The sequence below is a fragment of the Paludisphaera soli genome, assembly GCF_011064595.1.
Lineage (GTDB): Bacteria > Planctomycetota > Planctomycetia > Isosphaerales > Isosphaeraceae > Paludisphaera > Paludisphaera soli.
On the sequence record NZ_JAALJI010000013.1, the window covers coordinates 38,236 to 64,834 of the forward strand.

A 26,599-nucleotide genomic window follows, 5' to 3' on the forward strand; every position below is an offset into this window, starting at 1 on the left:
TCAGGGGCGATCGGGAGCTTCGCCCAGGTCCAGGAACACGTCCATCTGCTGGCCGACGTAGACCTTCGTCGGCGGGACGTCGGGGAGGGCGTAGAGGACCTGGAGCACCCGGGTGTCCACGCGTTCGGCGTTGTCGCCGGTGAGGCTCCGCTTGGGGATGACGTAGGGCTCGATGCGGACGAAGGTGAGCGGGAACTCGGGCTCGGTGCGGCCCTTGAGCGTGGCGGAGGCGGGGACGCCTTCGCGGAACCTCGGCAGGTCGTTCTCGTCGATGTCGACGCGGACGTGCAGCCGGTCGACCTCGCCGATCACGACCATCGGCTGGTTCCAGGCCTGGGTGGCGATCTGGCCGGGTCGGACGTTGACCTGCAGCACGACGCCGTCGACCGGCGCGCGGACGATCAGGCGGTCGAGCAGGATCCTGGCGTTGTCCACGAGGCTGCGGGCCTGGAGCACGGCCGCGCGTTGGACCGCCACGTCTTCCTTCCAGGCCCCCGCCTGGAGCTTCTCCAGGTCGGCCTTGGCCCGGTCGACGGCCGCCTTGGCGGCGGCCCGGGTGTAGCGGTCGCGGTCGTACTCGCTGGCCGCCAGCATGCTCCGCTGATAGAGCTGGGCGCTGCGGGTGAAGGCCGCCTCGGCGTCGAGCAGGCGGGCCTCGGCCTCCTCCAGCGCGGCCTGGGCGGGCGGCAGGTCTTCGAGCCTCGGCATGTTCTCCAGGCGGTGGAGCTGGGCCTCGGCGGAAGCCAGGGCGGCCTCGCGGGACGTCAGCTCGGCCTCCAGCTCGCGGCCGTCGATGCGGAAGAGCGGCTCGCCCTTCTTGACCCGGTCGCCGACCCACTTGTGCGGCGGGTCGTAGCCGGGCCGGCCGTCGACGTGGACCTCCATCACGACGCCCGGCACCGGCGTGCCGATCGGGATGTTCTCGCGCTGGGCCTCGACCAGGCCCATGCCGTGCACGCTCTCGGCGAACCGCGAGGGGCGCTCCGGGGGCGGCAGGACGGGTTTCGCGGGAGGCGGGGCCTTGCTCTTCAGGACCGGCCGCCCCGATTCCAGGCCGACGTCGTACGGCAGGACGCTGCGGATCGCCAGGGCGATCCCCAGCAGGGCGACGATCGGCAGGACGATTCGCATGAACATAATCGGTGAACCTTATGAATAGGCGACGGGGGTTTCACGCGGCCGATCTGTCGGGGGCGCGGTCCTCGACCTTGTCGACGCGGCCGTCGTCCATGTGAGCGATCCGGTCGCCGAAGTGGAAGACGCGGTTGTCGTGGGTGACGACCACCACGGCGCGGTCGCTCCGGACGGCCGACTCGCGCAGCAGTTCCATGACGGTGAGTCCCGTCTCGTGGTCGAGGGCCGCGGTCGGCTCGTCGCAGACCAGGAGTTGGGGGTCGTGGACCAGCGCCCGGGCGATCGCCACCCGCTGCATCTGGCCGCCCGAGAGCTGCGAGGGGAGGCTCCCCACCTTCTTCGCCATGCCGATCGAGGCGAGGACCTCGGAGGCCTTGGCGACCGCCGGGCCTTTCTTCCAGCCGGCGATCACCAGCGGGATCGACGCGTTTTCGGCGGCCGTCAGGGCGGGGAGGAGGTTGTACTGCTGGAAGACGAAGCCGATCCGGCGGGCGCGGAATCGGGTCTTGGCCCGGTCGCCCATCTTCGTGATGGCCTCGTCGAAGACCGCCACCTCCCCCTCGTCGGCGTCGAGGATGCCGGCGATCACCGAGAGGAGCGTGGTCTTGCCGCAGCCCGAGGGGCCGACGATCAGCGACATCTGGCCCGAGTACAGGTCCAGGTCGACCCCGTCGAGGGCCTTGACGAGCTGGTCGCCGCGGCCGAAATGCTTGGTCAGCCCGCGCACCCGCACGGCCACGCTGGGGCCGGCGGGCGACGAATCGGCCTTGGGGGGGGCGTCGGCGGGCATGGAGTCAGCTCCGGAAGACGACGGCCGGCTCCAGGCGGACGACCCGCTGGACGCTCACCAGGCTCGCCAGAACGCAGATGAAGACGATGGCCGCCGCCGTGATCGGCAGGAGCTGCCAGGGGGTGAAATACGCCAGCTCGGTCGGGTTGCCCCAGCGGTCCAGCGTCTTGAAGCCGAAGAGGGTGGAGAGTCCCACGCCGATGCCGTAGCCGATCGCCCCCACGACGGCCGCCTGCAGCAGGATCATGGCGACGATCCGCCCGTTCGACGCGCCCATCGCCTTCAGCGAGCCGAACTGCTTGATGTTCTCGATCGTGAAATTGTAGAAGGTCTGGCCGGCGATCGCGGTGCCCACCAGGAAGCCCAGGAACACCGTGATGCCGAAGTTGATCGGGATGCCCGTATAGATCAGGTAATACTTGATCGTGCGGTAGGTGAAGTTCTCGCTGGTCCAGGCCCCCAGCCCGGTCGCGCGGCGGATCCGCTCGGCGACGATCTCGGGGGGGAGCTTCTTCCCGCCCTCGTCGTCGGCCGTCTGGGCGAGGATGAACGTGAGCATCTTCCGCTCCATCGGCATGAACCGCTTGGCCCGGCTGTAGAGCGTGTAGACGACCGGGCTGGACTGGAAGCTCCGCGTCGCCTCGCAGACCCCCACGATCACGGCGCGACGGTCGTTCATCTCGATCTCGGGGGCCGACCTTAAAAACGCTCGAAGTCGAGCGACGTACGCCTCGTCGGACTCGGGAGGGTCGGCGAACGGCTCCTCCAGGTGGCAGCCGGGGAAGAGCTTGCGGAGCCCGACGCGGTCGATCACGATCGACTCGGGCCTTCGGAGGTCCTCCAGCGTGCCGACCCACATCCGGCCCCGCTCGCCGGGGCCGATCACCGGGCCGCCGGGGGGCGCCCCGACCATAGACGAGTCGTCGACGCCCAGCAGGATCACCGACTCGACCACGTTGACCTCGGCCGGGTCGTACCAGCGCGGCGGGGGCGTCGAGAAGTCGCCGGAGGCCGGCGCGAACAGGTCGAGGCCTTTCGTGAACACGTTCGAAGGCGAGGGCGAGCGCGGCGGTCCTTCCCGCTCGCGTCGCAGGACGTCGGGCGGGTAGGTGGCGGCCTTGATGTCGCCCGGGTCGAAGGTGAGCTTGGCCCGGCCGTTCCCCTTGTAGAGGGGCACGGCCCACTTCACCCCGTTCACCCCGCGGACGCGGTCGAGGTTGCTCTCCAGCATCGGCTTCACGTCGTCGACGAACCGCACGCCCGGGTCCATCACCCAGAGGTCGGCGCCGGTCACGTCCGAGATCAACGCGCAGGTGCGGAGCATGAGGCCGCAGAAGATCGAGCCCTGCTGGGTGATCAGGGCCGCCGCGAACGTCAGGCCGATGACGATGCCCAGGAACTTGGCCCGGTCGCCCACCAGCATCTTGATCGCGATCCAGGACATGATCGACCCTTTCAGGAGTTCGTCGCCTCGTCCCGCCCCGCCGGGGGGCCGAGCCCCAGGGCCGCCAGCGTGAACGTCGCGACGTGGTCGGCGAGGTAGTCGTCGTCCAGCAGGCCCTTGCTCTCCGGACCGATCAGGCGCTTCGTCACCGCGCCGGTGAGCCGGTACATCAGGCACTGGCCCACCACGCTGAAGCAGAGGGCGTTCAGGCGGCGGTCGTCCGCCTCGGGGCGGATCTCCCGCATGATCGACTTGAGCATCTCGAACCGGGGGCGAATCCAGCCCTGGACCACCTCGTCGAGCGCGGCCGAAGGGTCGGAGATCTCCCTCGCCATCATCCGGGTCTGCCAGGCGTGTTCTTCCTTCAGGGCGACGATGTGATGGAAGAAGAAGCGGATGAAGCCGCGGAGCTTCTCCGCCGGCGGCACGTCGCCGAGGGTGGGTGTCACCTCCGGGCCCCCTCCGCGATAAGCCTCCAACAACACTTCGCGGTACAGCCGCTCTTTATCGCCGAAGTGGTAGTTCACGGCCGCCAGGTTCGCACCGGCCCGGTCGCAGATCGACCGGATCCGGGCCTGGTCGTAGCCCTTCTCCGCGAACTCGCGCCCGGCCGCCTCGATCAGCCGCGCCTTCGTCGTGTCCTGATTCTCCATCCGACTTCATGCCTTCAAACGGAAGATTCAATCGGTCGATTCAAACGAGTGTTTCATCGATTCTATCCGGAGGCACCTCGGGGTCAAGTCGAAAATCAGGGAGGGGGACCCGCCCGCGACCGACCTCGTCAGTCGTCGTGGAATCTGTCAGGATGCAGTCGAGGCGAATTCGAGAGGGACGCGGGGGCGAGTCGATGCGTGGCCTGGACTGGCTGAAGGACGGGTCGAAACGGGAGCCCACGCCGCTTTACGTGGTCTTCGGCGACGATCCCTATTTGCGCCGAGAGGCGGTCCGGCGGGCGATCCGGGCCGAGATCCCCGGCGACGACGCCGACCTGAGCGTCGCGCGGTTCGAGGGGGCGTCGGCGAAGCTCGCGGACGTGGTGGACGAGCTGCGCACGCTGCCGTTCTTCTCGAAGCGGCGGGTCGTCCTGGTGGAGGAGGCCGATCCCTTCGTCTCGGCCTATCGGAAGGAGTTGGAGACCTACGTCGAGGGTCCGAGCGCATCCGGGAGCCTGATCCTGGCTGTCCGCTCCTGGCCGAGCAATACGAGGTTGGCGAAGTCGGCGGTCAAGGCCGGGCTGGCGATCGACTGTTCGAGCCCGAGCGAGTCGGACCTGCTCCGCTGGCTCCCCTCCTGCGCGACGAAGGCCCAGTCCAAGCTCGGGGGCGAGGCCGCCAAGCTGCTGCTCGAACTCGTCGGCCCGGAACTCGGCATCCTCGCCGCCGAGGTCGAGAAATTGGCGGTCGCCACGGCCCACGTCGGTGAGATCCGCCGCGAGGACGTGGCGAAGTTCGTCGAGGCCGGCCGGATCGAGGAGGTCTGGGACGTGGTCAACGCCGCGACCGAGGGCAAGGGCGATCTCGCGGCCCGGCTCCTGGACGACCTGATCGCCAAGGGGGAGCACCCCGTCAAGCTGCTGGCCCAGATGACATCCTCGTTGATGCGAGTCCACCACGCCGGGCGACTCCGTGCGGCAAGGCTCAGCGTGAACGAGGCCTGCGAGGCCGCAGGCATCCGACCGTTCGCCGTCCAGCAGACCACGAGGCAGCACAGCCACCTCGGCCCCGGTCGCGTCGATCGGCTCCCTTCCTGGCTGCTCCAGGCCGACCTCGACGTGAAGGGAGGGAGTCAGCTCAACCCCCGCGTCGTGCTCGAACTGCTCCTCGTCCGTCTCGCACTGCCGCGACGCGATTGAAGCGGCATTGTTCTGCTATAAGATGCTGCATTGAGGGTGAGCCGAGTTCTTTGATCGTTCCCTCCTGAGCTTCTCGCTTGGCGCAACCGTCGAACGAGCCGGAGAATCGCTCTCCGGAATCGCCGGATTCTTCTTGAGTTCGGACCTGAAAGTGGCATCCTTGATGAGAGCGGCAAGTCCGCTGGCTCGATACAGCGGCTGAAGCAATCATGTCAGCAAGATTGCTTACTTAGGAGGAATCAGGCACCATGGATACGCCTGACGCCGTGTGTGCGACGACTCTGGCGGATCAGGTGGCCGATCAGGTCCGCCGCTCGACGCATGGGCGGATCCGAAACCTCACGGTCCGGGAAGATGCGGGCCGCGTGCTGGTCACCGGCGAGGTTCGCACCTGGCACACCAAGCAGCTCGCCCTGCAAGGGGCCCTCGAACTGCTCTCCGGCGATCGCTTCCGCGAGCAGATCACCGTGGTCCGCGCGGTCCTCGCACCGCGCTGAGGGGCCCGTACCTTCCGCCCCGTGGACTTCGACCGGCCGATTCGTCAGCGATTGACGCCCGAAACCATCGACTCCCGATCCACGTCCCACGGGCGTCCCGCTCCTCGCGAGCCGGACGCCTTGTTGCATTCTAGAGGCAGTCGCCACGGAGTCGCGCAGGCGGACCCTTGGGGTCGGGTGGGCCTGGCAAGATCGGATGCCTCGGCAAGGTGAAGGAACCATAGCAACCGAAGCACGTCGGGGCGGGCGGGAATCGCGAAAGGGAGGAAGCCTGATCGGGAGGGGGGCCGATGAAAAAAGCGGCGACCGTTGGATCGGCCGCCGCTTTGCGCAGGGATGCGTTTCATGCTTTCTTACCGCGACATTACTTCAGGCGGCGTTCTTGCGGCGGGACCGTGCGCGCCAGGTCATGCCGCCGATGACCAGGGTCCAGGCGAGGACCGTGGCCGGCTCGGGCACCTGCTCGCCCAGCGGACCGATGTAGCGCCAGTCCATGTAGGTCTCGCCGGCGACGCCGTCGAGGCCGGAGCCGGCGTACGCCGAGACCCAGAAACCCTTGGTCGACATGTCGCCGCCCACCAACTCCTTGAAGTTGGCGATGGTGAACTCGAGCTGGGGCTGGGAGGGGTTGGGGTCGAAGGCCAGGTTCCCCAGGTGCTTGTTGTTGTTCAGGGGCGTCCCGAACATGTAGGCCAGCCCACCCGAGGCGCGGTTCAGATCGACGTTGGCGACGGTGTAGCCGTTGATCCCCAGGCCGTTGAGCGACTTGTCGGCCGGCACACCGGCGATGGCGACGACCTGCCCAGGGATGCTCCTGTCGGTCGGGTTTTCGCGGGCGATCAACAGGGCAAACGACTTGTCGCTGGTCGGGGTGTTGGCGCCCAGCTTGGCCGGATCATAGGGCGTGGGCGTCCCCGAGGGGTCGCCGTTGGCCTGGCCGAACGGCGCGTACTGCCCGCTCTTGTTGGCCCAGGTGTTGAAGCCGACGGCCAGGGCGTCGGTGCCCCCGCTGTAGCTGAAGCGGATGTCCTTGACGTTCCAGCCGGACGTCCAGCCGTTCTGGGTGATCCAGTTCGACTGGCCGATCGTCGTGGGGGACGAGGTGACCTGTTCGACGTGGATCCGGCCGGTGGCAGGGCTGCCCTTGCTCTCGGCGAAGTCTTTCTCCACGAAACCGGTCAGGTTGATCGGGGCGGCGAGCAAGGCGGACGAGGTGGGTCCTATCAGCACGCCGAGTGCAAGGCTCCACAGTCCAAAGCGACGGTAAACCATGACGAGACTCCTTCTACGTATGGTCGTTTCGTCCCGCGGAAGCCGGGGGAGGCGTGACGCGTTCCTGCGTCAGCCGGGACGATCTAAGCCAGGCGTTGTTGAGACCAGGGCCTGGCGAGCAAACCACGACTCAGCCAGATGGTCAAGTTGACGGATCGATACGCTGTTTCCAGCCGTCGGGAATGATCGGGTCTCGGCCCGGCTCGCTCGCGATCGGCTCACCACCGTCTCCCTCGTCGGGGGACCGGGATCTCGCTAGAAAGGACGATGGCGCGATGTCGCTATTCGCTAGACTGCTGCAAGCTGTACGTTCGTGGCGCCGAGGTCGCGGCGGCATCAGGGCGGTCCGCACCGCCGGCATCGCCATGGAACAGCTTGATCATCGGCAAATGTTGAGCGTCACCTTCACGGGAAACGTCGCAACCGATTTTCCCGCCACGCAAACTCCAGGTGTTGTAATCCTACCCGACAACGCCAACGTCCAGCATCCGGTCATCGGCGACCCGGCGTTGGCCAACCTGGTCGGAGTCTCGGGGTTCGACATCAACAGCCTCCGGGTCAGCTACTCCCCCGAGAACAACGGGACGCTGTTCCTGGGCATCGAGCAGCCGGCCAATCCGAACGACCCTCTCGGTCGCCCCGTGATCGCCAGCGACGCCGACAATAACGGAAACTCAGGAACCGTCAACCCCGCAGTTTCGGCTTTAGGCCTGGGCGTCCAGGATCCGGCCGATTTCGGCGGGACCGAGTTCATGGGGGTGTACCTCGACTTCCTGGGGACGGGCACCGGCCAGATCGTCGCCGGGTTCTCGCAGAACGTCCCGGCGGGCGGGGCCGCGAAGGTCTTCCAGGTCGCCACCGCCAGCCAGGCGGGCCCCAACGTGGCCCCCACGTTCGTGACCCCGCTGCCCCAGTTCCAGGGCAACATCTACACCCAGAACGACCCCAACCACCCCAACATGGAGCTGTCGATCGTCAACTTCGACACGCTCTATCAACAGGTGACGGGGTCCCCCATCGCCCCCACGGCGGTCTTCAACGTGGGCGCCTTCGCCGGCTCCGCGCAGGACGGGCCGATCAGCGAGGCCTTCTTCCCGGCCCAGCCCGTGCTCCTGAGCGCCGCGACCCCCGTGCCGGAGGTCTGCCCGCCGATCTCGCCGCCGATCCTGATCAACCCCCACGAACACCGGATCATCGACAACGCGCACGGCGACCTGGTGCGGGTGTACGTCCAGGGGACGTCCGGCTTCGACCCGTCCACGATCGATCCGGCCACGGTCGAGCTGAACGGAGCCAGCCCGGTCGCCACGAAGCCCTACCAGTTCCCCAGGAGCCCGTTCCCGTCCCAAATGTTCGCCTTCCGGGCGAGCGACATCGACGCGGAGCCCGGCCTGCAGACCCTGACCTTCCGGGCCAAGACGTTCGACGGCCAGGAGGTGATCTCCTCGAACGTGGTCGTGAACGTCCCGAACTCGGCGCAGGCCTCGGGCCGGCTCAAGTTCCTCATGAACCGCACCGGCCAATCGCAGTACAATTCGCTCCGTCGCCTGGCCGCGAGCAACCCGGATGCGATCCTCGATCCCAGCATCCTCGGCGGGGCCCCGACCTCGGGCCTTGCGGCCAGCGTCGCCCCGGCTCGGGTGAACCTCGGCCCGGCCACGGCGGCGGCCGCTTCGGTGATCGTGAACTATTCGCCCTCGGCCGTGCAGGGGCCCGTCGACCTGCCCCGCCAGGTCGTCTCGATCCCCACGGCCCAGAGCGGTTCCAAGCTGCCGAGCCGGCTCAATCGCAGCATGGCGGATTACCTGGATCAGGTCGACGCCCCGGTCGAGGACCACGACCTCGTGCTGAGCGGCGCCCATTGACCGCCTGAAGGCCGGGCCGGGGGGGACGCGACACCCCCCGCCCGGCCTGGCCGGCCCCGCCATCCCGGCGATACGATGGACGCGGACGCAATGAGACTTCCATCGAGGGCGAACGCCATGGCCGATTTCTCGCCGTATCAGAAGAAGATCATCGACCGCTATTACCGGAATTTCGACGCCATCACTTACCAGCGGCTCTCGGAACTGGCCTCGGACCTCTATCTCGCCGAGGGGAAGTCGAAGGAGCGGCTCTGGAAACGCGTCGAGGAGGCGCTTCGGAAGGTCGAGTTCCCCGAATCCCGGATCGCCCATCTGATGGAGAAACGCGACCCGCAGTTGCTCGTCGCCATTCTCAAGGAGCTGGATCGGGAGTCTTGAAGGGGAGTGGCCGTCGAATTTGACCGCAAATTGGGACACGATAGGATTTCGGTGGTTCTCATTCACCTAGACGAAGTCCTACAATGACGATGGAGAGATCGGTACGATCGCACCTTTTTCGCTCGCGAGCGTATTGAGGTGTGTGAGTTGATGCCGACGCAGGCCCTAGGCCGAGCCTCTTTGCGAGAGGGGCTCGCGAGCAAACGGCCTAAAATCAGATGTCCCTGAGCGGCGGAAGTGGCCGGCTGCGGCTTTCCGTCGGACTCGGCTTCGATAGGCGCTCCGAAGTCGATTCTTTGGCGGATTTAATATGGCGTTTCGTTTAAGCTTTCTTGACAGCCAACGCCACGTTCCGTACAAGTCCGTCTTCAGTCGCGCTAACTTTAAGTCGACCGCACGATTCCGACCTCCGCGTCGGATCGCCCGCTCATTCGGTCCGTTCGCCCGTTCATCCGATCGGTTAGGATGCTGGAAATCTAGCGGCGGGAACTTCCATGATGACACTTGCTCAGCGCGTCCGGGATTTTCGATACGCCAAGGGGTGGGGACCGGACGAGTTGGCCAGCCGCGCGGAGATCTCGCGCACGGCGCTCTATCAGATCGAGAGCGGCAAGACCGGGTTGCCCCGGGCCGGGACGCTCCGCCGGATCGCCGTGGCCCTAGACGTCTCGATGAACGTCCTGCTCGGCGAGGATGAGGATCCTTCGACGATCCCCACGCGGGGCGTCGGCGAGCGGCCTCAGGCGGTCGCTCGATCGAGGAGCGGGGATCGCTGGTTCCCCGCCGAGGGGGGCCCCTTGGCCCTGCCTGGCGTCGCGAACCCGGCCGTCCGCGGGGTGTCGGACGACTTCCGTGAGGCCGTCCGGCCCCAGGTCGATCCCCCCCGGCCCGCCCTCTCCGCCCACGAGAGCGCCCTGCTCCGCGAGGGCGAACTGATGTCCAAACTCCACGACCTGCTCCATTCCGGGGTCGGGGCGAGCGTGGCGCGGATCCTCGACGAACTGCACGGGCTCGTGGCCAAGCCGCGCAACCCGCACGTCAAGCAGGTCTGACATCGTCGGATCCGGCAGAATAGCTTTCTCGGGACGATTCTTAGGGTAGATTTCCTCAAGTCGCCCCTCCGAACTGACGAAGGGGCGGACCTCCGAACGCCGTCGCGGCGAATCCAACCCGAGATCGCACCATGAACCTCCTCGCGCGCCACGCGGATCGCCCCATCAGGATCTTTCACCTTGCGGGGGCGGTCGTCCTGATCGCCGCGGCCTCCTCGGGCGCGGCCCGGGCCCAGGGCCTGGACGCGGTCTGCGAACCCCCATCCCTGGGGACCTTCGAGCCGACCCCCTATCTCATGGTGGGGGGGGCGAATCCGATCGGGGGCGGCTACTCGCCGCTCGGCACCTTCGGCGACACCTCGATGGCGCTGAACGGACCGGTCTCCCCGTTCCGGTCGGTGTCGGCCCCGATCGTGACATACAACCGCGGCTATGACGGCGTGACCCGGGCGGTCCCCGGCGTCTCCTCGTCGACGCCCAACCAGCCGATCCTGTCACCTTTCGTCTACCCGACCCGTCGCAGCAACTACTACGCTCCTCGGGGCAGCCGTACCCCGCCCTGGTGGACGAGCGGCGTCAATTGGATCGACCAGAACTGAGGGCCCCCCGCGCGGCGGAAGCCTCGACCCTCGGCTCGGCCCGGTGGTAGACTCAGGGACCGGTCCGCGGTCGCGCCCGGGGTCATCGAGGTCGTCCGGGGTGGGGAGTCGGTTGATGTCCGAGGGTCGCCTGTCTCCCCCCGCTCCGAGGTCGTCCAGGTCGGAGAAGTCACGGGACGATCGGTCTCCCTCCGGGGCCGCCTGGGGCCTGCGGTTGTTCGACGCGGTGCTCATCGGATTCTTCCTGACGCTCGGTTTCCTGCTGGGCGTCTTCCGCCTCAAGGACACGGACTTCTACTGGCACCTTCGGACGGGCAACCTCATCCGCCAGTCAGGCCAGATCCCGCGTGTGGACTTCTACACCTTCACGCGCGCGGGATCGCCCTGGATCGACCTGCACTGGATCTTCCAGGTCGCCATCAGTTGGGTCTACGAACAGGGGGGCGTCCCGGCGCTGACCCTGGCGAAATGTCTGGTCACCTGCGCGGCGCTCCTGTTCCTGATCACGGCGAGGCGTCGCGAATGGCCGGTCTGGGCGATGATCCTCGCGTGGATCCCCGCCCTGCTCGTGCTCTCGGGCCGCATGTACATCCGCCCCGAGACGTTGACGCTCCTCTACCTGTCGATCTTCCTGGCGGTCCTCTGCCGCTGGGACCGTCGGCCCTGGCTCGCCTGGGCCCTGCCGATCGTGCAGGTGGCCTGGGTGAACTCTCACGGCCTGTTCATCCTGGGGCCGATCATCCTCGGCTTCGCCCTGATCGACGCGGCGCTCCGGCGGGGGGCCCTTTCCGTGGATCGGCGGCGATGGTGGTCGACGGTCGTGCCGGCCTCGGCCGCGACCGGGCTGGCCTGCCTGCTGAATCCCTACGGCCTCCACGGGGCGATCTACCCGCTGGAACTGGCCGGCACGATGCGGAGCCCGGACTTCTCGCGGACGATCGCCGAGCTGAAGCCGATCCCGCAGTTCATCCAGGAGAGCGGATTCGGCAACGTGCCGCTGCAGATCCACTTCGCGACCATCGCGCTCGGCGCCCTCAGCTTCCTGATCCCGATCCTCGACGCTGGGGCCTCGCGGCTCCGGGGCGAGCGGGCCGCAAGCGAGCCCGCCCCCCCGCCCGAGCCGGACGGCCGCAAGCGGAAGCGTGCGAAGGACCCAGAAGCGGCGTCGACGAAGAAGACGACCCGGAAGGCGAAGCCCGCGACCTCGGCGCCGGACGAGGCTGATCGGCCCGGCTGGCGGATCAGCCTGCTCCGGCTGCTTCTGTTCGCCGCCTTCTCGATCCTGAGCTTGCAGGCGACGCGGAACAGCCACCAGTTCGCGGCCGTGGTGGGGACCGTGACCGCCTGGAACTTCGCCGAGTGGGTCGCCGCCCGCCACGCCCGTCGCCAGGCCGCCGGGATGGCGGACGCGCCTTCGGACGCCGTGCGGCCCCGGGTCGTCGCTCTCGTGGCCCTCATCTTCCTGACTTTCGCCGTGGGGAGCGGGTTCTTATACACCTGGGCCGGCGAGGGTCGCGTGATCGGCTGGGGTGAGGAGCCGCTCTGGTTCCCCCACGAGTCGGCGAAGTTCGCGGGCGGGCCCGAGATGCCCGACCGCTTCCTCAGCTTCCACAACGGCCACGCCTCGCTGTTCATCTACTACCACAGCCCGGAGCGGCCGGGAGGCCCGGGGAAGACCGTCTTCACCGATCCACGCCTCGAGGTCACCGGCCCGGAGCTTTACCGCCGCTATCTCGACATCAAGGATTGGATCGCGAAGGACAACCCCCGCTGGCAGCGCGAGCTAGACGCCGAGGGGCGGCCGTCGATCCTGGTCGACCACGAGTACAACACCGAGGTCGGCGCCGCTCTGCTCAGGAGCGGGCGCTGGCGATGCGTCCGGTTCGACGACATCTCGGCGGTGTTCGTCCACGAGTCCTACCGCGAGGCCGTGGCGGCCCACGAGGTCGACTTCGCGGCCCGGCACTTCCGGCCGTCGGCCGAGTTCGAGCCCCGCGGCGAGGCGGCCCTGATCGCCGCGTCGAAGGGCCTGCGCAACTATGCGAACTTCCTCAGCGCCGGGGCGCGGGGCGACCTGACCCGGCCCATCCTCTGGCTGGCCCTCGACTACGCCCGCCGGGTCGTGAGGGCCGAGCCCGACTCGCTGGAGGGGTGGAAGTCGCTCGGCTACGCCGAACTGCTGCGCGATCCGACCGCGCCCGCGGCCCGCTGCCGCGTCCCGTTCGACCCCGTATTCGACCTGTCGCCGGCGCGGGCCACCTACGCGCTACGCCGGGCCTCGTCGATCGCCCCTCGCGACTTCCTCAGCCTCGCGGTGCTCCAGAAGTCGTACGAGAATCGGGGGATGCTGGAGCCCCTCCTCAAGGTCCTGGACCGCGTGCTGCTGCTGAGCCCGATCAACCCGCAGCAGACGGGGCTCCAGAACGAGGCCGCGGCCATGCGGGGGCCGATCCTTCAGCGCCTGGCCGAGCCGATCCCCACCTCGTGGAAGAACATCGACGAGCTGGACCGGCTCGTCGAACATGAACTGGAGTTGGGCCGCGTGGAGACGGCGGCGGCGTTGCTGGAGAGCGCCTATCCGCCGGGGAAGGGGGGCTGGGACGCCGTCGAGCGGCTCTCGACGATCCTCCTGCATCTGGGCGAGCCGGGGCGGGCCCGCGAATACCTGCGGCAGGCCCCGAACGTCCCGAAGCCGGCCGTCCGCGACGCCCGGTTGGCCGCCTGCGACCTGGTGGAAGGCCGGTTCGACGAGGCCCGCGAGCTGTATCTCCGGGCGATCGCCGCCGACCCTTCGCTGTTCGAGGCCCGATATGGCCTGGCCGTGCTCGAACAGGACGACGCCCGCGCCGCCGAGGCTTATGAGCAGGCGATGGCCGCCGTGGCCTGCGCCCCCGGCGACGCGGCCCGGAGCGTGGCCCAGGCCGTCGCTTCGGCGGTCCGTCGCTTCGCCGTCGCCGATCGCCCCGAGTAACGAGGCGTGGGGGAAACGAAATCGGGACGCGTCGGCGGATGCCGCGCGTCCCGATCGAGTTCGAGCCGGACCGACGCGAGGTCGGTTCAGGCGGTGACCTTCTTGGCGGGCTTCACGAGGGTGGCGCGCCAGTCCTCGTAGAGCGACTTCAGCTCCTCGACGGTCACGCCGCCGTGGTCCTCGCCGCTGTTCCAGCGGGCGAAGAGGGCCGTGTGGCGATCCCGGAGCGGGCCGCGGGGGAGGAACCGGCCGTGGAACTTCTTGACGTACTTGAGGCGGGGATCGGCGGGGGGCCGGGGGGCTTCCGGCTTCTTCTCCTCAACGACCGGGGCCTCGGCCGGCGCGGCTTCCTTCTTGGGCTTCTTCGGCTTCACCGCGTCCGCGGGGGGCCCCTGCTTGGGCTTCTTGACCTTCACATTTCCCTTGTCGGCGTCTTTCTTGGCCATCGGGCGGATCCTGCAACGTCTTCGCGCGGAAAGAGATAAAGGAGAAAGACCGCCGGTGCGGCGGTCGCAACGCATCCCGCGCGGGTCGGCCGGACGAAACGGCCGGACTCCGGGCGCAGGCCTCGACCCGAGCAGTCTAAACCAAATCGGGCCCGCCTGGCAAGCGCACCGGGTTCGGCTCGGGTCGGGGGGAATGAAAATCGGCGATCCGCGACCGCCGCGGGTGCGGGCGGTCGCGGATCGCGAGGGTCGGGGCTCAGCCGACGTCGACTTCCCGGATCAGCGGGATCGCACGCCGAAAGGTCACAGGACCATCCGGGCCATCGGCGCGAGCCGGGCGAGGGGGGCGACGCGGCCGAGCCGTCCCGCCGTTCGGCGGACGACGGAGTTGACGTGGCTGTTGAAGCTCGCGGAGGTCTCCTGGGGCGTGCCGTCGAGAAAGGTCACCGCTGGGGAGCCCCCCCGGGTCGACAGCGACCGCCAGGTGATGCTGGCGACGAAGTCGGTCCCCGGCTCGTTCCGGCCCGAGCCGTCCAGCCCGACGCCCGAGGCCCCGGCCACCCCCTGCGGCAGCCGGCCGTTGAGCACCAGGCTGTACGTCCAGTGGATGTTCAGCCGCTGCGAGGGGTAGAGCGTGACAGTGAAGGTCGCCGGGTCGTAGACCGCCCGCGAGACCGGGATCAGCCGCCCGCCGCCCCGGGTGATCCGTTAGTTGGCGGGATCCTGGGCGGAGGCCGCGTCGAGGGCGCTGTTGAACGTCAGGGCGATCGTCGTGGGCGAGAAATGGAAGCCGTAGCGGCTGAGGCCGACGACCCGCGGCCCGGCGGCGTCGAGGACAACCTCGGACACGCTGGCCGAGGAGTCGCCGCTCGCCGAGGTGTAGACGGCCCGCAGGGTGCTGACGCCCAGGGGCAGCGCCCCGACATTGAGGCTGGCCGAGCCGTTCACGACCGGCACGGTCCCGAGGAGGGTGGTGCCGTTGTAGAACGAGACGGTCCCATCGAGCGGCGGGTCTCCCGGCGTGGTCGGGACGATCGCGGCCGTCAGCACGGTCGTCCCGTCGGCCTGGGTCGCCGCCGTGAAGGTCGTGCTGGTCCCGGCCGGGTCGACCAGGACCGAGACCGGCACCAGCGAGGTAACGGGGGCGTAGTTGGCGTCGCCGGCGTAGACGGCGCGGATGACGTGCCCGCCCACCGAGAGCCGGGCGTTGGGGAGCACCGCCTGGCCACGCATCGTCGGCACATCCTGGGCCGCGAGGCCCGCCAGCGACGAGGGCGTCATCGGTGCTGAGCCGAGGTAGACGTCGCCGTCGTAGAAGGCGACGTTCCCGGTCATCGGCGCCCCCGCCGAAGCGGCGGTGAGGGTCACGCTCTCGCCGTAGTAGACCTGCGGCTCGGACGAGACGATCGCCCCGGCGGCCGTGTCGTTGCGGGTGATCTCCACCGTGATCGGGGAAGAGGCGACGGACCGGAAATAGGCGTCGCCCGCGTAGATCGCCATGTAATGGATTTGACCGGTCGCGAGGCTGGAGAAGGAAGCCGTCGCCACGCCCTGGGCGTCGAGCGTGGCCGTGCCGATCAGCTCGTCGCCGGCTTAGAAGCCGACGAGCCCGGTCGGGAAGAGGCCCGCATAGGAGGCCACGGTCATGGTGAAGACGACGGGCCGGCCGTATTCGGCCGTCTCGGGCGATGCCGCGAAGGTCGTCGCCGAGGTGACCAGCACCGACTGCACGACGCTGGAAGACCGAGCGGCCGCATGGACCGAATCGCCGTTGTAGACGGCGAAGATCGGATGCGGGCCGGGCTCCAGCCCGGACATCGAGAACGTCGCCACGCCGTCGACCAGGGGGACGACGCCCAGCAGGATGGTCCCGGTCATGAACGAGACCGAGCCGCTCGGCATAGCGAGGCCCGCCGTCGTGGCGGCGACGCTCGCCGTGAAGACGATCGATTGCCCCGGCGAGCTGGGAATGGCCGAGGACGCGATCGTGGTCGTGACGGCCGCCCCCCGGACCGTGAACTCATAGACGTTCCGGGTCGACGCCAGATTGTTGTCCAGGACGCTGATGATCCCGCCGAAGGGCATGCCCTCGGTGCTCGTGGGGATCCCCGAGATGAGCCCGCTCTCGCTGAGCGTCAGGCCCGGCGGAAGGCCGCCTTCGAGGCTGTAGACGTATCCCTGGCCCGAGCCCCCGGTGGCGACGAGCTGCTGGCTGTAGTAGGTGCCGACGACGAACGTCGGCAGGGTCGCCGGGCTGATCGCCAGGGCGGGGTTGACCACCAGGCTGTAGGTCGCGGTCCCCACTCCGCCGTTGTCGCCGACGGCGGTGACGATCACCGAATATGGCGAGCCTGAGGAACTGGTCGGGGTGCCGGTCAGCTCACCCGTCGGGCAGAGCGTCAGGCCGGCGGGCAGCCCTGTCGCGCTGTAAACGTAGCCGCTGCCCGAGCCGCCCGAGGCCGTGAGTTCCACCAGGAAATCGTTGTTCACCGTCATGATCGGCAGTGAGGCCGTCGTCGGCGTGCCGATCAGGAGGCCCTCGGGAGAGAGCGACAGGCCCGGCGGCAGGGCGCTGGCGTCGGGCGAGACGCTGAAGACGTAGCCCTGGCCCGAGCCCCCCGTGGCCGTGAACTGCTGCTCGAACGCGTTCATCGCGGTGAGCGTCGGCAGCGATGCAGGGGTGACGGCCACCGTCGAATAGACGGTGATCTCATACTCCTGGGTGTGCTCTGCGTTCTGGTCGTCCACCACGGTCACGGTGAACGTATACACGCCCGGGTCGTCGTTGACGTAGCCCATGATCTGGCCCCCGCCGCCCATCATCAGGCCGTTCGGCAGGCCGGTGGCGGAGAAGGCGTAGCCCTGTCCCGAGCCCCCTGACGCCGTGAGCTGAGGGGCGTACAGGTTACCGACCGCCGTGTTCGGCAGCGTCAGCGGGCTGATGGAGATCGCCGGATTCACCGGGATAGTATAGGTGTCGACGGTGCTGGCGCCCTGGTCGTCGGTCAAGGTGACCAGGACCGTGAACGGCGAGCCCGTCGTCGTGGTCGGCGTGCCCGTCATGAGGCCGCTCGAGCTGATGCTCAGGCCCGGCGGCAGCGTGGCCGAACTGAACGTGTAGCCCTGGCCGGAGCCGCCCGTGGGGCTGAGTTGGAGGCTGTAGGGGCTGCCCACGGTCGGGACGTCGATCGTGCCGTGGGTGATGTCGAGGGCGGGGTTGACGGTCAGCGAGTAGGAGACCTCGCCGGTGGCGCCGTTCGAGTCGGTGACCGTCACCAGCACGGTATAGGGCGAGCCCGCGTTGCCGGTCGGAGTGCCCGTGATCACGCCCCCCGCGCTGATGGCGAGGCCCGTCGGCAGGCCGGTTGCGCTGAACGTGTATCCCGTGCCCAAGCCCCCGAAGCCGGTCAGGGTCGCCGTGTACGCGCTCCCCACGGCCGGCTGGGCGAGGGACGCCGGGGTAGCCGAGATCGCCGGGTTGATCGCGAGCGTGCTCGAAACGACCCGGACGTTCCCGTCGCCGTCGGTGACGGTGACGTCGACCGTGAACGGCGACCCCATATCGCTCGTCGGAGTGCCGGTGACGAGGCCGCTCGCATTCATCGAAAGCCCGGCGGGCAGGCCGGTCGCCGAGTAGGTGTAGCCGGATCCCGAGCCGCCCGTGGCGGTCGTCTGGAAGGAGTAGGCGCTGTCCACGGCCCCGGGCGTGAAGGACGTCGAAAGCGAGATGGCCGTGTAGACGGTGAGCGTCACGGCCTGCGAATCGTCCGGCGAGATGCCGTTCGCGGCGGTGATGGTAAGGTTGTAGACCGCGGCCTGTCCCGCGGCCGGGGTGCCCGTGATGGTCGCCGTGCCGTCGCCGTTGTCTATGAACGTCAGGCCGGTCGGGAGCATCTCGGTGTACGAGATCGCGGCCGTGGGCGAGCCTGTCGTCTCGATGATGAAAGTGCCGTCGCTCCCGACCGCGAACGAGGCGGCCGACCCGCTGGTGATCTCCGGCGCACTGGTCTGCGTCGCCTGCACCGCGCCGATGTCGACCATGCTGTTGTTCGTCCGGGGCTCCCCGCGCTGGTCGGTCGTGACCGAGACGGGGACGGCCGCGAGGTCGCCCGCCTCCAGGGCCGGGCTGTCGCTCGCCGGCAGGAATGTCCGGGTCGGTCCGCCGTTGTCGGCCAGGGCGCCGAGCTTGGGGTCGGCGTTGGAGACGATCGTCCCGGAGAAGTTGACCGCGTCGCCGATCAAATTGCCGACCTCGGTGGCGGTGAAGCCACCGGAATTGATCGAGTTGCTCATGATGTCGGCGGTCGACCCATAGAGGATCGAATTGTTGACGACGACCGAGGAGACGTTGTCGTCCCCGAGGTTGTAGACGGCGCCGCCGTACTCGGCGATGTTCTGGTAGAACGTGGCGAGGTCGATCGTGAGTTCGCCGTTGTAGTTGAACACGGCGCCACCAAGCCCCTGGCCGTCGGTGTCCCCCGACCCGCCCGTCACGGAGTTGTTGGTGAACGTCGAGTTCAGGATGTTGACCGTGCCCTGATGGTTGAAGTTGGCGCCGCCGAAGCCGGCCCCGCCGCCCCCCTGGTAGGTCCCGCCGATGGAATTTCCGCCGGAGCTGGCGCCGAAGCCGCGTTGCCCTCCCGTGGCGCCCGCGCCGCCGCCGCCGCCGAAGCCGCCGGCTCCGCCCGTCCCGCTGATCCTGAAGCCGCCGCCGCCGCCACCGCCGCCGAAGCCCCCCTGGCCGCCCGTGGTGGACATGGCTCCGCCGCCGCCGCCGCCCAGGTAGGCGTCCGAGAGCCCGGTGCCGTCTCCGCCTTCGAAGTTATAGGCTCCGCCGCCGCCGCCGTCGGTGACCGCTTCCGGGGTCGACATGGCGCTGCCGCCGCCGTAAGCGAATGTCCCGCCGGCGTTCAGGCCGCCGGCGCCCGAGAAGATGTCGTCGCCGACCCCGCCGTCCCCGCTCGGGCCGGCCACGCCGCCACCGCCGCCCGGGTTCGTGCCATTCTTCGCCCCGCCGGCGCCCCCCGCGCCGCCCACGGCACCGCCGCCGCCGGACGAGTCGGTGCTGCTCGCCCCCGCGCCGCCAGCGCCCCCCCGGGCGAGCCCGTCGGCGACCGTGACGTTCATCAGCGACAGGCCGCCTCCGCTACCGACGCCGAAGATCCGCCGCTCCTGGTTCCCGCTGATGGTGAGGCCGGGGGGCCGCCCGCGTCGATCGTCACCTCGTCGGCGCCGATCGTCAGCGCCGTGGGGCCGAAGTCGGTCGTCTCGCTGTTCGTCAACAGGGATATCGTGAATCCCGCGAGGTCGCCGTTGAACGTGATCAGGTCGCGCTCGGCGTTCGCGGCGGCGTCCAGCATGGCCTGGCGGAGCGTGCCCACGCCCGCGTCGCCCGGGTCGACGACGACGAAGACCGCGGGGACCGCCCGATCCTCCGGCGACTCTAGGAGCGGCATGCGGCGACGCTCGGGGCCGAGGCGCGAGGGCTTGCGGTGTTCCGGGGGCGACGCTTGAGACGCATGGTGGGGCGGCTCCGGCTGCGAGAGGTCGAACCCCGGAATTGGGCGGGGCTCGGCTCAGGTCGAGATTGGACGTCGATCGTCGGCATGGCGTCGCGGTACGGCCGTCGGGCCGACGATCGCATCACCGCCTAAACCATTAAGGCGCGCGGGCCGGGATGAGAACGTCGGGGATCGGAGAATGATCCGTGAATCCCTTCACCCGAGCCCCGTGCGGCGGGATCAAGCCTCGCAGCAGGACAGGATGCCCGAGAGGCATCCCGCGTAGGCTCGGGCCCGGACTTCGGCCGCGAACGCCGAGGCCCGATCGCGGGGGCCGCCGGGCCGCGACAGCACGGCGACGGCGTCGGAGATCGCCGACAGCGGCTGGCGGCCGACCAGCGCGCGGCCCGACCCCAGCTCCGCCACGGCACGTGCCGTCAGGCCCTGCTCTAGGTGGATGGGCAGGAGGATCTTCGCCCTCCCGAGGCAGAGCGCCGATTCGGTCGTGTTGAGGCCGCCGTGGTGGATCACGACGGCCGCCTCCGACGCCGCGCGCCCGATCGGCGGCGGGGTCTCGCGGACCGCAACCCCCGCGCCACGCAAGGCGACCTGGGGGGCGGTCGCGTTGCGGAGGTACGCTTCGCCGGCGAATCCGCTCGCGGCCAGGTGCGAAAGCAGGTCGCAGGCCCTCGGGAAGTCCCCGGACAGATAGGGGAAGAAGTGCCGGATCGGCCCGCTCGCGGGCGGAGTGGGTCGATGCAAGGGCTCGACCATCTCGTCGCGCCGGAATCCGCGATAGGCGTCGATCTCGGGCAGGGTGTGGACGAAGCGATCGCCGCTCCCCAGGGCTTCCGGGAGCGTCGCCGGCGCGGGGCGTCCTCGGCGGGCCAGGGCCTCGCGGATGTTCGCCAGGATCGGGGCGGGGTCGAATGTGGGAGCGGCTTGCGGGTTGATGGTCGGGAAATCGTCCCCCTCGGCGGGGGGGACCGCGAAGCCGATCCCGATCGTCACGCAAGGGACCTCGCCGGACGCGGCCAGGTGCAGCGTCGGGGCGAAGTCGCAGACGACCGCGTCGGCGCGGGTTTGCTCGACGATCGTCCGCCAGGCGTGGACGAGCAGGCCCAGGCCGTGAGGCTCGGCGTAACCGGCGATCCCCAGGACGTCGGTGAATCGAGACGCCTGGAATCCGGGCGGGGGCGGGGCGAGCCAGAGCGGCGCCTGCACGACGCGGTGGCGACGATCCCGGAGCAGGGGGGCCGAGGTTCGCAGGTCCTTGAGGGCGAGGATCGGCGAGTGGCCGCGTTCGGCCAGGGCGTCGGCGATCTCCAGCAGACGGGCCGCGTGGCCCAGGCCGCCGCCGAGTTCCCATCTCAGGAGGATCGTCTTCATCGCTGGCCCCTCGCGTCGCGGGGCCTCCAGCCGGCCCGGCTCACGACACGATACGACGCCGGCCCACCCGGGGCGACCGCGGGGTCAGCCCGACGTCCGGGAATGCCGCTCGACGCGGCTCCCGCGCCAGGCGTGAGGGCCGCGGAGGACCGAGGCCGATTGGGCGGCGTGGGCCGGGGAAGCCGGCGGGGTCGGGTCTCCCTCCCAGCGGTGGGCCTCTAGGCTGCGCACGATCTGGTCGGCGAGCCGCACGGCGGCGAGCGCATCCTCTCCCGTGACTCGGGGGCGGCTCCCCTGGCGGACCGAGTCGACGAACTCCTGCAGCTCCAGGGTGAGCTGGTCGCAGCCGGGCGGCTCGACCCGGTCGACGCGGAGGACCTTCCCGAAGAGGTGCTCCTTGATCGCGGCCGGCTGCGCGAGGTCGACCCCTTCGAGGTCGACGCCCCCGGCGAGGAAGTCGTCCGACGGCCGGACGACGGTCGCCTGCTTGGCGGCGAAGTCGAGCGAGGCGTAGCCCTCGGCCCCCCAGATCCGCATCTTGCGCGAGGTCGCGTAGCTCGCCCGGCTGGCCGACAGGTTGGCGACCGTCCCGTTCTCGAACTCGATCCGCGCGTCGGCCACGTCCTCGTGGTCGCCGAACAGGCTCACGCCCACGGCCGAGACCGACCGCACGGGCGAATCGACCAGGCTCAGGACCAGGTCGATGTCGTGGATCATCAGGTCGAAGACGACGCCGACGTCGGTCGAGCGGAAAGTGTACATCGCGAGCCGCTCGGCGCTCAGGAACTTGGGCCGGATCGGCGAGCCCTGGAGCGTCGAGAACGCCGGGTTGAAGCGTTCGATGTGGCCGACCTGGAGCGTCGCGCCGGTGGACCGGGCGATGGCGACCAGCTCCTCGGCCTCGGCGGTCGATCCGGCGAGCGGCTTCTCGACCATCGCCGAGACGCCGTTCTCCAGGAAGAAGCCGGCGACCTCGCGGTGGAGGAAGGTCGGCACGGCGATCGAGACGGCGTCGACCCGGCCGAGCAGCTCGCGGTAGTCGTCCACCGCGAGGGTCTTCAGGCCCTCGGCGATGGCGCGGGCCTGGTCGGGCCGCGAATCGGCGACGGCGACGAGCTCGACGCCCGGCAGCGATCCCAGGATCCGGGCGTGATGGCGGCCCAGGTGGCCGACGCCGACGACGGCGACTCGCAGCGGTTTCATCGGTCGGACTCTCCGTGTCTCATCGTTCGATCCTCCCGCCCGGCGCTCAGGCCGAGGCGGCGAGCCGGGCGCGGTCGCGGCCTCGGCCGTGGCGGCCCTGCTGCTGGTTCTCGATGAAGTCGAGCAGGTTGCGGACCTCGGGGCAGACCTGGCCGTGAGCCTCCAGGACCTCATGCGCCTGCTTGGCGATCATCCGGGCGCGGTAGATCAGGCGATGGGCCTCGTGCAGCGCGGTGATGGCCTCGGGGAGGATCCCATGCCGCTTCAGGCCGACGATGTTGATGCAGCGGACCTTCGAGGGGTTGCCCTCGACGAGCATGTACGGCGGCACGTCGTGGTAGGCCCGCGTCAGGGCGCCGATGTAGCTGTACCGGCCGACCGTGACGAACTGGTGCAGGCCGCAGCCGGCGGAGACCGTGGCGTGCGATTCCATGTGGATGTGGCCGGCGAGCATCGTGTTGTTGGCGATCAGGATCCGGTCGCCCAGGATGCAGTCGTGGCCGACGTGGACGTTGGCCATGAAGTAGTTGTGCGAGCCGATCCGGGTGACGCCCTCTTCCTTGCAGCTCCCGCGGTGGATCGTGACCCCCTCGCGGAAGGTGTTGTCGTCGCCGATCTCGAGGCGGGTGGGCTCGCCCTTGTAGGTGAAATCCTGGGGGTCGCCGCCGAGCACCGTGTTGGGGTGGACGACGTTGTTCTCGCCGACCGTCGTGTGCCCCAGGATGCAGACGTGCGCGATGAGGCGGGTGCCTTGGCCGATCCGGGCGTCGGGGCCGATCACGCAGTACGGGCCGATCTCCACCCCGTCCGCGATCTCGGCGCGGGGGTCGATGCACGCGGTGTCAGCGATCATGGTGGCCATGAGAATGGTTCCTACAGCCGGTCAGCGGGATTTGGGGGAAACTTGGCTGTTCCGAAGCGAGGGCGTCCCGAGGCCGCCCCGCGGGCTCAGGCGGTCGGCGGGGCGTCGATCAGCACGAAGCGGATCCTCGCCTCGGCGGCGGTGGCGTCGCCGACCTTGGCGACGCCCCGGACGCTGGCGTAGGCCGTCTTGATCTTCACCGCCTCCACCTCGAGGCGGAGCTGGTCGCCGGGGGTCACCTGGCGTCGCAGCTTCACGCCGTCGACCGAGGCGATCACCGCGGCCCGGCCGAGTCGGTTCACGGTCGAAGCGATCAGGACGCCGGCGGCCTGGGCCATCGCCTCCAGGATGAGCACACCGGGCATGATCGGTCGGCCCGGCCAATGACCTTGAAAGAAGGGCTCGTTGGAGCTGACATTCTTGATCCCCACGACCCGGCGGCCGGGCTCCAGCTCCAGCACGCGGTCGAGCAGGAGCATCGGGTAGCGGTGAGGGAGGATCTCGAGGATGCCGAGGATGTCGATCGTGCCGTCGTCCCGGACGGGGAGGGCGGCGGCCCGCGGGCGGACCTCCTTCTCGCGGTCCTTCTCGATCGACTGGATCAGCTTGCGCACGAGCAGGGCGTTGGTGTGGTGCCCCGAGCGATGGGCGACGACGAAGCCGTGCAGGTCCATGCCCAGGAGCGCGAGGTCGCCCACCATGTCGAGGACCTTGTGGCGGGCGCACTCGTCGGCGAACCGCAGCTCGTTGCCCACGACCCCGGCGGGGCCGAACATCAAGACGTCGGCCTCGGTGGCCCGCAGACCGATCCCCGCGGCGCGGAGCGCCTTGGCCTCCTGCTCCAGCAGGAACGTCCGGCAGGGGGAGACGTCGCGGCGGAAGGACTCGGGCGAGAGGGCGACCAGCACGCTCTGGTTGCCGATCGGCGACGCCTGGCCGTAGTCGAGGTGGTACGAGAGGGTCAGGCCCTCGGCCGAGTTGGGATGCGCCGCGAGCACGGCGTCCCCCTCGCGGACGACGAACGACCGCTCCAGCGAGAGGGCCTGCCGGGGCCGGTCCTGCTCGACCACGCCGGCCTCGTCGATCATCGCGACGTAGCCCTTGCTCGAACCGTCGAGGCCCGGCAGCTCCGGGGCGTCGATCTCGATGGTGCAGTTGTCGACCTGCATGCCGGCCAGCGCGGCCATGACGTGCTCGATCATCTCGACCTTGGCGGCGCCGTCCTGGACGGCCGTGCGTCGCTGGGAGGGGACGACCTGGCTGATGTGGGCGGCGACCCCGGGGCGGCCGGGGAGGTCCGTGCGGACGAACCGCACGCCCGAGTCGGGCTCGGCCGGGAGGAACCGCAGTTTGACGTCCGCGCCGTGGAAGAAGCCGACCCCTTGCAGGGCCGCCTCGCGGGCGAGGGTGCGTTGGGGACGCTTGGAGATCTGCATACCTTCCCTGGTCCTTTCGCCCGGCGCGGAGTCTGCCTCGCGGCCGGCTTCCCTTCGAAGTCCCGATCGATCCGTGATCGAGACGGCTCCCCGGCGCGGGGCGACGGCGACGCGCCGGGGATTGCGGACGGCGGCGTCGGGTGCGGGCCGATCGGCCCGCCCCGGCGACCGAGGATCAGATCAGCGGAGGCTCGCCTTGGGGGCGGCGGCGGAGGCCGGGGCGGCCGCGCCGGCGGGGGCGCCCGGGGCCCCGGCGGGGGGCGTCGCGGCCTTGGCGGTCGGGCCGCCGGCGGCCTTGTACACCGCGTTCAGGTTGTAGACCACGTCCTGGGTGATGTCGTTGGCCGGGTCGAAGTAGATCATCGGGTTCGACATGGCGGCCATGACCGAGTTGGGGTTCGCCCCGCTCGGGGTCTGGTTCGTCACCTTCATCACGTAGGTCATCTTCCGGGCCTTGGCGATCTTCTTGGCGACCTCGGTCACCTCGTTGTACAGGCTCGCCATCGCCTCGGCTTCCCGAGACTGGAACTCGCGCTCGGCCTGCTCGCGGCCGGCCTCGAGCTTCGCCTTCATCTCGGTCAGCTTGTTCTCCTGCTTCTTGAAGTCTTCCTGGCCCGGGGTGAAGCGCTGGAGCAGCTCGGCCTCCTGGACCATCTCCTGCTGGAGCTTCATCAGCTGGCCTTGCCGATCCTTCAGCGCGCCCTGGAACTCCTCGTTGGCGTACTTCACCTTCTCGTAGTTCTTGAAGACGCCGTCCAGGTCGATGGTGCCGATGACCGGCGCGGTCCCTTCCTTGAACTGCGAGGCGCCGCCGTTCGTCTTCCGCACGGCCCCGTCCTGCTGGCCCTGGATCGGCGCGACCAGGAGGCCGGCCCCGACGACGCCCAGGCCCACCGCCACGATCAAACGAGATGAGAGAACCATCGGTCAAACTCCTTTTTACACCGCTGGTGGTGGTCGCGGGCCGTCGCCCAACTCGCGCTCGACCGGGGAGTCCGTCGAACGGCGGGTCGTCCCTCGCGCATCCGGGCGAGGTTCGAGCGTCCGCCCGAGGGCGACCGACGGCCGGGAGACGCCTCCTGGACCTCGATCGCGGGACCGGCAAGCCGACGGCGGCATTCTGCCCCGAAGGTCGGAAGGGGTCAAGGCGAACCGTCGCGCGGCCGGGGCGAATCGCGGCGAGGCCGGGGCGGGGGAGAGGGCCGTCCATCTTCCCCGCGGGCCGGTCCCCGCCTCACGATCGAGGCGGTCGGCGCGGGGTAGGGGCCGTCAGGCCCCCGTGTAATTCAGGACGAAGTCGTGGAAGCGGTACTTCTTGTTCTTGGGCGTCTCGCCGGCGGCCGCGAACAGGCTCAGCAGCAGGTCGCCGAAGTGCTCGGTCCGCACGCTGTAGAAGTTGTGCTTCCCCTCGCGTCGCGACTCGATCAGGCTCGAGACCCGCAGCAGCGCCAGGTGGTGGCTGACCGCCGGCTGGCTCTGGCCCAGGCGGTTGCACAGCTCGGTGACGTGCAGCTCGCCGTCTTCCGAAAGCGCAAGGTAGAATAGGATCCGCAGTCGGGTCTCGTCGCTCAGGAGCTTGAAGACCTGGGCCAACTCGCGGATCGACTGGTCGGACACCTCCGGCGCCAGCACCTCCACCTTGTCGTGCCCGTTGCCGTTCCCGTTGCCGTTGGAGGCCGCTTTCTTCGCCATGGCGTATTCCCTTGCAAGGAGCTTTCGATGGGTCCGATCCCTCTCAGTACGTCGGAATCGGAGTGATCAATGAAAGAATTCGGAGCGGACGACGTGGAAACCGACCCCCCATGCCTGACCGCGCCGGTGACCGGGGGGAAGGCCGAGGGTGAAATTTCCGGGTTGTGATGAATTTGGTCGGGTCGGGCCTTCGAGAGAGGTCGAGGCCCGGAACTG

23 protein-coding genes are annotated in these 26,599 nt (G+C 69.3%); 7 read left to right on the plus strand and 16 right to left on the minus strand.

What is annotated here, in order from left to right; all coding sequences use genetic code 11:
• The 4 genes from G6O68_RS17075 to G6O68_RS17090 are packed head-to-tail and all read right to left on the minus strand — an operon-like array spanning position 1 to position 4,021.
• On the minus strand, positions 1-1,131 hold the full coding sequence (locus G6O68_RS17075; RefSeq protein WP_206108118.1) for an HlyD family secretion protein: 1,131 nt from the start codon (positions 1,129-1,131) through the stop codon (positions 1-3).
• Between the two features lie 40 nt (positions 1,132-1,171).
• A complete protein-coding gene (locus tag G6O68_RS17080; RefSeq protein ID WP_165249842.1) occupies positions 1,172-1,924 on the minus strand; it encodes an ABC transporter ATP-binding protein in 753 nt (250 codons plus the stop codon).
• 4 nt (positions 1,925-1,928) lie between these two features.
• The gene (locus G6O68_RS17085; protein WP_240911363.1) at positions 1,929-3,368 is read right to left on the minus strand and encodes an ABC transporter permease; all 1,440 of its coding nucleotides are present in this window, start codon (positions 3,366-3,368) and stop codon (positions 1,929-1,931) included.
• An 11-nt stretch (positions 3,369-3,379) separates the two neighbouring features.
• Complete coding sequence (locus G6O68_RS17090) at positions 3,380-4,021, minus strand: CerR family C-terminal domain-containing protein (RefSeq protein WP_165249843.1); 642 nt, start codon at positions 4,019-4,021, stop codon at positions 3,380-3,382.
• 194 nt (positions 4,022-4,215) lie between these two features.
• Between G6O68_RS17090 and holA the strand changes: the two genes are divergently transcribed.
• Complete coding sequence (holA, locus tag G6O68_RS17095; RefSeq protein ID WP_165249844.1) at positions 4,216-5,220, plus strand: DNA polymerase III subunit delta; 1,005 nt, start codon at positions 4,216-4,218, stop codon at positions 5,218-5,220.
• A 248-nt stretch (positions 5,221-5,468) separates the two neighbouring features.
• The gene (locus G6O68_RS17100; RefSeq protein ID WP_165249845.1) at positions 5,469-5,717 is read left to right on the plus strand and encodes a hypothetical protein; all 249 of its coding nucleotides are present in this window, start codon (positions 5,469-5,471) and stop codon (positions 5,715-5,717) included.
• A 369-nt stretch (positions 5,718-6,086) separates the two neighbouring features.
• On the opposite strand, the gene G6O68_RS17105 is transcribed toward G6O68_RS17100, so the two are convergent.
• A complete protein-coding gene (locus G6O68_RS17105; protein WP_165249846.1) occupies positions 6,087-6,989 on the minus strand; it encodes a hypothetical protein in 903 nt (300 codons plus the stop codon).
• Positions 6,990-7,378: 389 nt separating this feature from the next.
• Here G6O68_RS17105 and G6O68_RS17110 point away from each other — a divergent pair, with 389 nt between their 5' ends.
• The 5 genes from G6O68_RS17110 to G6O68_RS17130 all read left to right on the plus strand — a co-directional run bounded on the left by G6O68_RS17110 (position 7,379) and on the right by G6O68_RS17130 (position 13,854).
• On the plus strand, positions 7,379-8,854 hold the full coding sequence (locus G6O68_RS17110; RefSeq protein WP_165249847.1) for a hypothetical protein: 1,476 nt from the start codon (positions 7,379-7,381) through the stop codon (positions 8,852-8,854).
• 117 nt (positions 8,855-8,971) lie between these two features.
• On the plus strand, positions 8,972-9,232 hold the full coding sequence (locus tag G6O68_RS17115; protein ID WP_165249848.1) for a hypothetical protein: 261 nt from the start codon (positions 8,972-8,974) through the stop codon (positions 9,230-9,232).
• 494 nt (positions 9,233-9,726) lie between these two features.
• Positions 9,727-10,284, plus strand: a complete 558-nt coding sequence (locus tag G6O68_RS17120) for a helix-turn-helix domain-containing protein (protein WP_240911364.1) — start codon at positions 9,727-9,729, stop codon at positions 10,282-10,284.
• Between the two features lie 131 nt (positions 10,285-10,415).
• Positions 10,416-10,883, plus strand: coding sequence for a hypothetical protein (locus G6O68_RS17125; RefSeq protein ID WP_165249849.1), 468 nt, complete (start codon positions 10,416-10,418; stop codon positions 10,881-10,883).
• A gap of 115 nt (positions 10,884-10,998) precedes the next feature.
• Positions 10,999-13,854: a tetratricopeptide repeat protein gene (locus tag G6O68_RS17130; protein ID WP_240911365.1), complete on the plus strand. Its 2,856-nt coding sequence runs from the start codon at positions 10,999-11,001 to the stop codon at positions 13,852-13,854.
• An 86-nt stretch (positions 13,855-13,940) separates the two neighbouring features.
• On the opposite strand, the gene G6O68_RS17135 is transcribed toward G6O68_RS17130, so the two are convergent.
• From G6O68_RS17135 to G6O68_RS17185, 11 genes are all read right to left on the minus strand, one after another.
• A complete protein-coding gene (locus tag G6O68_RS17135; protein WP_165249850.1) occupies positions 13,941-14,300 on the minus strand; it encodes a hypothetical protein in 360 nt (119 codons plus the stop codon).
• A 303-nt stretch (positions 14,301-14,603) separates the two neighbouring features.
• Positions 14,604-14,888, minus strand: coding sequence for a hypothetical protein (locus tag G6O68_RS17140; protein WP_165249851.1), 285 nt, complete (start codon positions 14,886-14,888; stop codon positions 14,604-14,606).
• 120 nt (positions 14,889-15,008) lie between these two features.
• The gene (locus tag G6O68_RS17145) at positions 15,009-15,848 is read right to left on the minus strand and encodes an Ig-like domain-containing protein (protein ID WP_165249852.1); all 840 of its coding nucleotides are present in this window, start codon (positions 15,846-15,848) and stop codon (positions 15,009-15,011) included.
• A gap of 45 nt (positions 15,849-15,893) precedes the next feature.
• A complete protein-coding gene (locus G6O68_RS17150) occupies positions 15,894-19,427 on the minus strand; it encodes a putative Ig domain-containing protein (RefSeq protein ID WP_165249853.1) in 3,534 nt (1,177 codons plus the stop codon).
• Positions 19,427-19,756 (minus strand): hypothetical protein, encoded by a 330-nt coding sequence (locus tag G6O68_RS17155; RefSeq protein WP_165249854.1) that lies wholly within the window; start codon positions 19,754-19,756, stop codon positions 19,427-19,429. The genes G6O68_RS17150 and G6O68_RS17155 overlap by 1 nt, the downstream gene beginning before the upstream one ends.
• Positions 19,757-20,041: 285 nt before the next feature.
• Positions 20,042-21,190: a glycosyltransferase family 1 protein gene (locus G6O68_RS17160; RefSeq protein WP_165249855.1), complete on the minus strand. Its 1,149-nt coding sequence runs from the start codon at positions 21,188-21,190 to the stop codon at positions 20,042-20,044.
• An 84-nt stretch (positions 21,191-21,274) separates the two neighbouring features.
• Positions 21,275-22,393, minus strand: coding sequence for a Gfo/Idh/MocA family protein (locus tag G6O68_RS17165; RefSeq protein WP_165249856.1), 1,119 nt, complete (start codon positions 22,391-22,393; stop codon positions 21,275-21,277).
• 46 nt (positions 22,394-22,439) lie between these two features.
• Positions 22,440-23,255 carry an acyl-ACP--UDP-N-acetylglucosamine O-acyltransferase gene (lpxA, locus tag G6O68_RS17170; RefSeq protein WP_165249857.1) on the minus strand — a complete coding sequence of 272 codons (816 nt, stop codon included), beginning with the start codon at positions 23,253-23,255 and terminating at the stop codon, positions 22,440-22,442.
• 86 nt (positions 23,256-23,341) lie between these two features.
• Entirely contained in the window at positions 23,342-24,691 is a 1,350-nt protein-coding gene (lpxC, locus tag G6O68_RS17175; protein WP_165249858.1) for a UDP-3-O-acyl-N-acetylglucosamine deacetylase, read from the minus strand.
• A 180-nt stretch (positions 24,692-24,871) separates the two neighbouring features.
• The gene (locus tag G6O68_RS17180; RefSeq protein ID WP_165249859.1) at positions 24,872-25,615 is read right to left on the minus strand and encodes an OmpH family outer membrane protein; all 744 of its coding nucleotides are present in this window, start codon (positions 25,613-25,615) and stop codon (positions 24,872-24,874) included.
• A 345-nt stretch (positions 25,616-25,960) separates the two neighbouring features.
• The gene (locus G6O68_RS17185; RefSeq protein ID WP_165249860.1) at positions 25,961-26,383 is read right to left on the minus strand and encodes an ArsR/SmtB family transcription factor; all 423 of its coding nucleotides are present in this window, start codon (positions 26,381-26,383) and stop codon (positions 25,961-25,963) included.
• Between the last annotated feature and the right edge of the window lie 216 nt (positions 26,384-26,599).

Excerpts from the sequence above, each read along its gene's own strand:
- G6O68_RS17075 (WP_206108118.1), bottom strand. The coding sequence starts at position 1,131 with ATGCGAATCGTCCTGCCGATCGTCGCCCTGCTGGGGATCGCCCTGGCG.
- G6O68_RS17080 (WP_165249842.1), bottom strand. The coding sequence starts at position 1,924 with ATGCCCGCCGACGCCCCCCCCAAGGCCGATTCGTCGCCCGCCGGCCCC.
- G6O68_RS17085 (WP_240911363.1), bottom strand. The coding sequence starts at position 3,368 with ATGTCCTGGATCGCGATCAAGATGCTGGTGGGCGACCGGGCCAAGTTC.
- G6O68_RS17090 (WP_165249843.1), bottom strand. The coding sequence starts at position 4,021 with ATGGAGAATCAGGACACGACGAAGGCGCGGCTGATCGAGGCGGCCGGG.
- holA (WP_165249844.1), top strand. The coding sequence starts at position 4,216 with ATGCGTGGCCTGGACTGGCTGAAGGACGGGTCGAAACGGGAGCCCACG.
- G6O68_RS17100 (WP_165249845.1), top strand. The coding sequence starts at position 5,469 with ATGGATACGCCTGACGCCGTGTGTGCGACGACTCTGGCGGATCAGGTG.
- G6O68_RS17105 (WP_165249846.1), bottom strand. The coding sequence starts at position 6,989 with ATGGTTTACCGTCGCTTTGGACTGTGGAGCCTTGCACTCGGCGTGCTG.
- G6O68_RS17110 (WP_165249847.1), top strand. The coding sequence starts at position 7,379 with ATGTTGAGCGTCACCTTCACGGGAAACGTCGCAACCGATTTTCCCGCC.
- G6O68_RS17115 (WP_165249848.1), top strand. The coding sequence starts at position 8,972 with ATGGCCGATTTCTCGCCGTATCAGAAGAAGATCATCGACCGCTATTAC.
- G6O68_RS17120 (WP_240911364.1), top strand. The coding sequence starts at position 9,727 with ATGATGACACTTGCTCAGCGCGTCCGGGATTTTCGATACGCCAAGGGG.
- G6O68_RS17125 (WP_165249849.1), top strand. The coding sequence starts at position 10,416 with ATGAACCTCCTCGCGCGCCACGCGGATCGCCCCATCAGGATCTTTCAC.
- G6O68_RS17130 (WP_240911365.1), top strand. The coding sequence starts at position 10,999 with ATGTCCGAGGGTCGCCTGTCTCCCCCCGCTCCGAGGTCGTCCAGGTCG.
- G6O68_RS17135 (WP_165249850.1), bottom strand. The coding sequence starts at position 14,300 with ATGGCCAAGAAAGACGCCGACAAGGGAAATGTGAAGGTCAAGAAGCCC.
- G6O68_RS17150 (WP_165249853.1), bottom strand. The coding sequence starts at position 19,427 with ATGAACGTCACGGTCGCCGACGGGCTCGCCCGGGGGGGCGCTGGCGGC.
- G6O68_RS17155 (WP_165249854.1), bottom strand. The coding sequence starts at position 19,756 with ATGCCGCTCCTAGAGTCGCCGGAGGATCGGGCGGTCCCCGCGGTCTTC.
- G6O68_RS17160 (WP_165249855.1), bottom strand. The coding sequence starts at position 21,190 with ATGAAGACGATCCTCCTGAGATGGGAACTCGGCGGCGGCCTGGGCCAC.
- G6O68_RS17165 (WP_165249856.1), bottom strand. The coding sequence starts at position 22,393 with ATGAAACCGCTGCGAGTCGCCGTCGTCGGCGTCGGCCACCTGGGCCGC.
- lpxA (WP_165249857.1), bottom strand. The coding sequence starts at position 23,255 with ATGGCCACCATGATCGCTGACACCGCGTGCATCGACCCCCGCGCCGAG.
- lpxC (WP_165249858.1), bottom strand. The coding sequence starts at position 24,691 with ATGCAGATCTCCAAGCGTCCCCAACGCACCCTCGCCCGCGAGGCGGCC.
- G6O68_RS17180 (WP_165249859.1), bottom strand. The coding sequence starts at position 25,615 with ATGGTTCTCTCATCTCGTTTGATCGTGGCGGTGGGCCTGGGCGTCGTC.
- G6O68_RS17185 (WP_165249860.1), bottom strand. The coding sequence starts at position 26,383 with ATGGCGAAGAAAGCGGCCTCCAACGGCAACGGGAACGGCAACGGGCAC.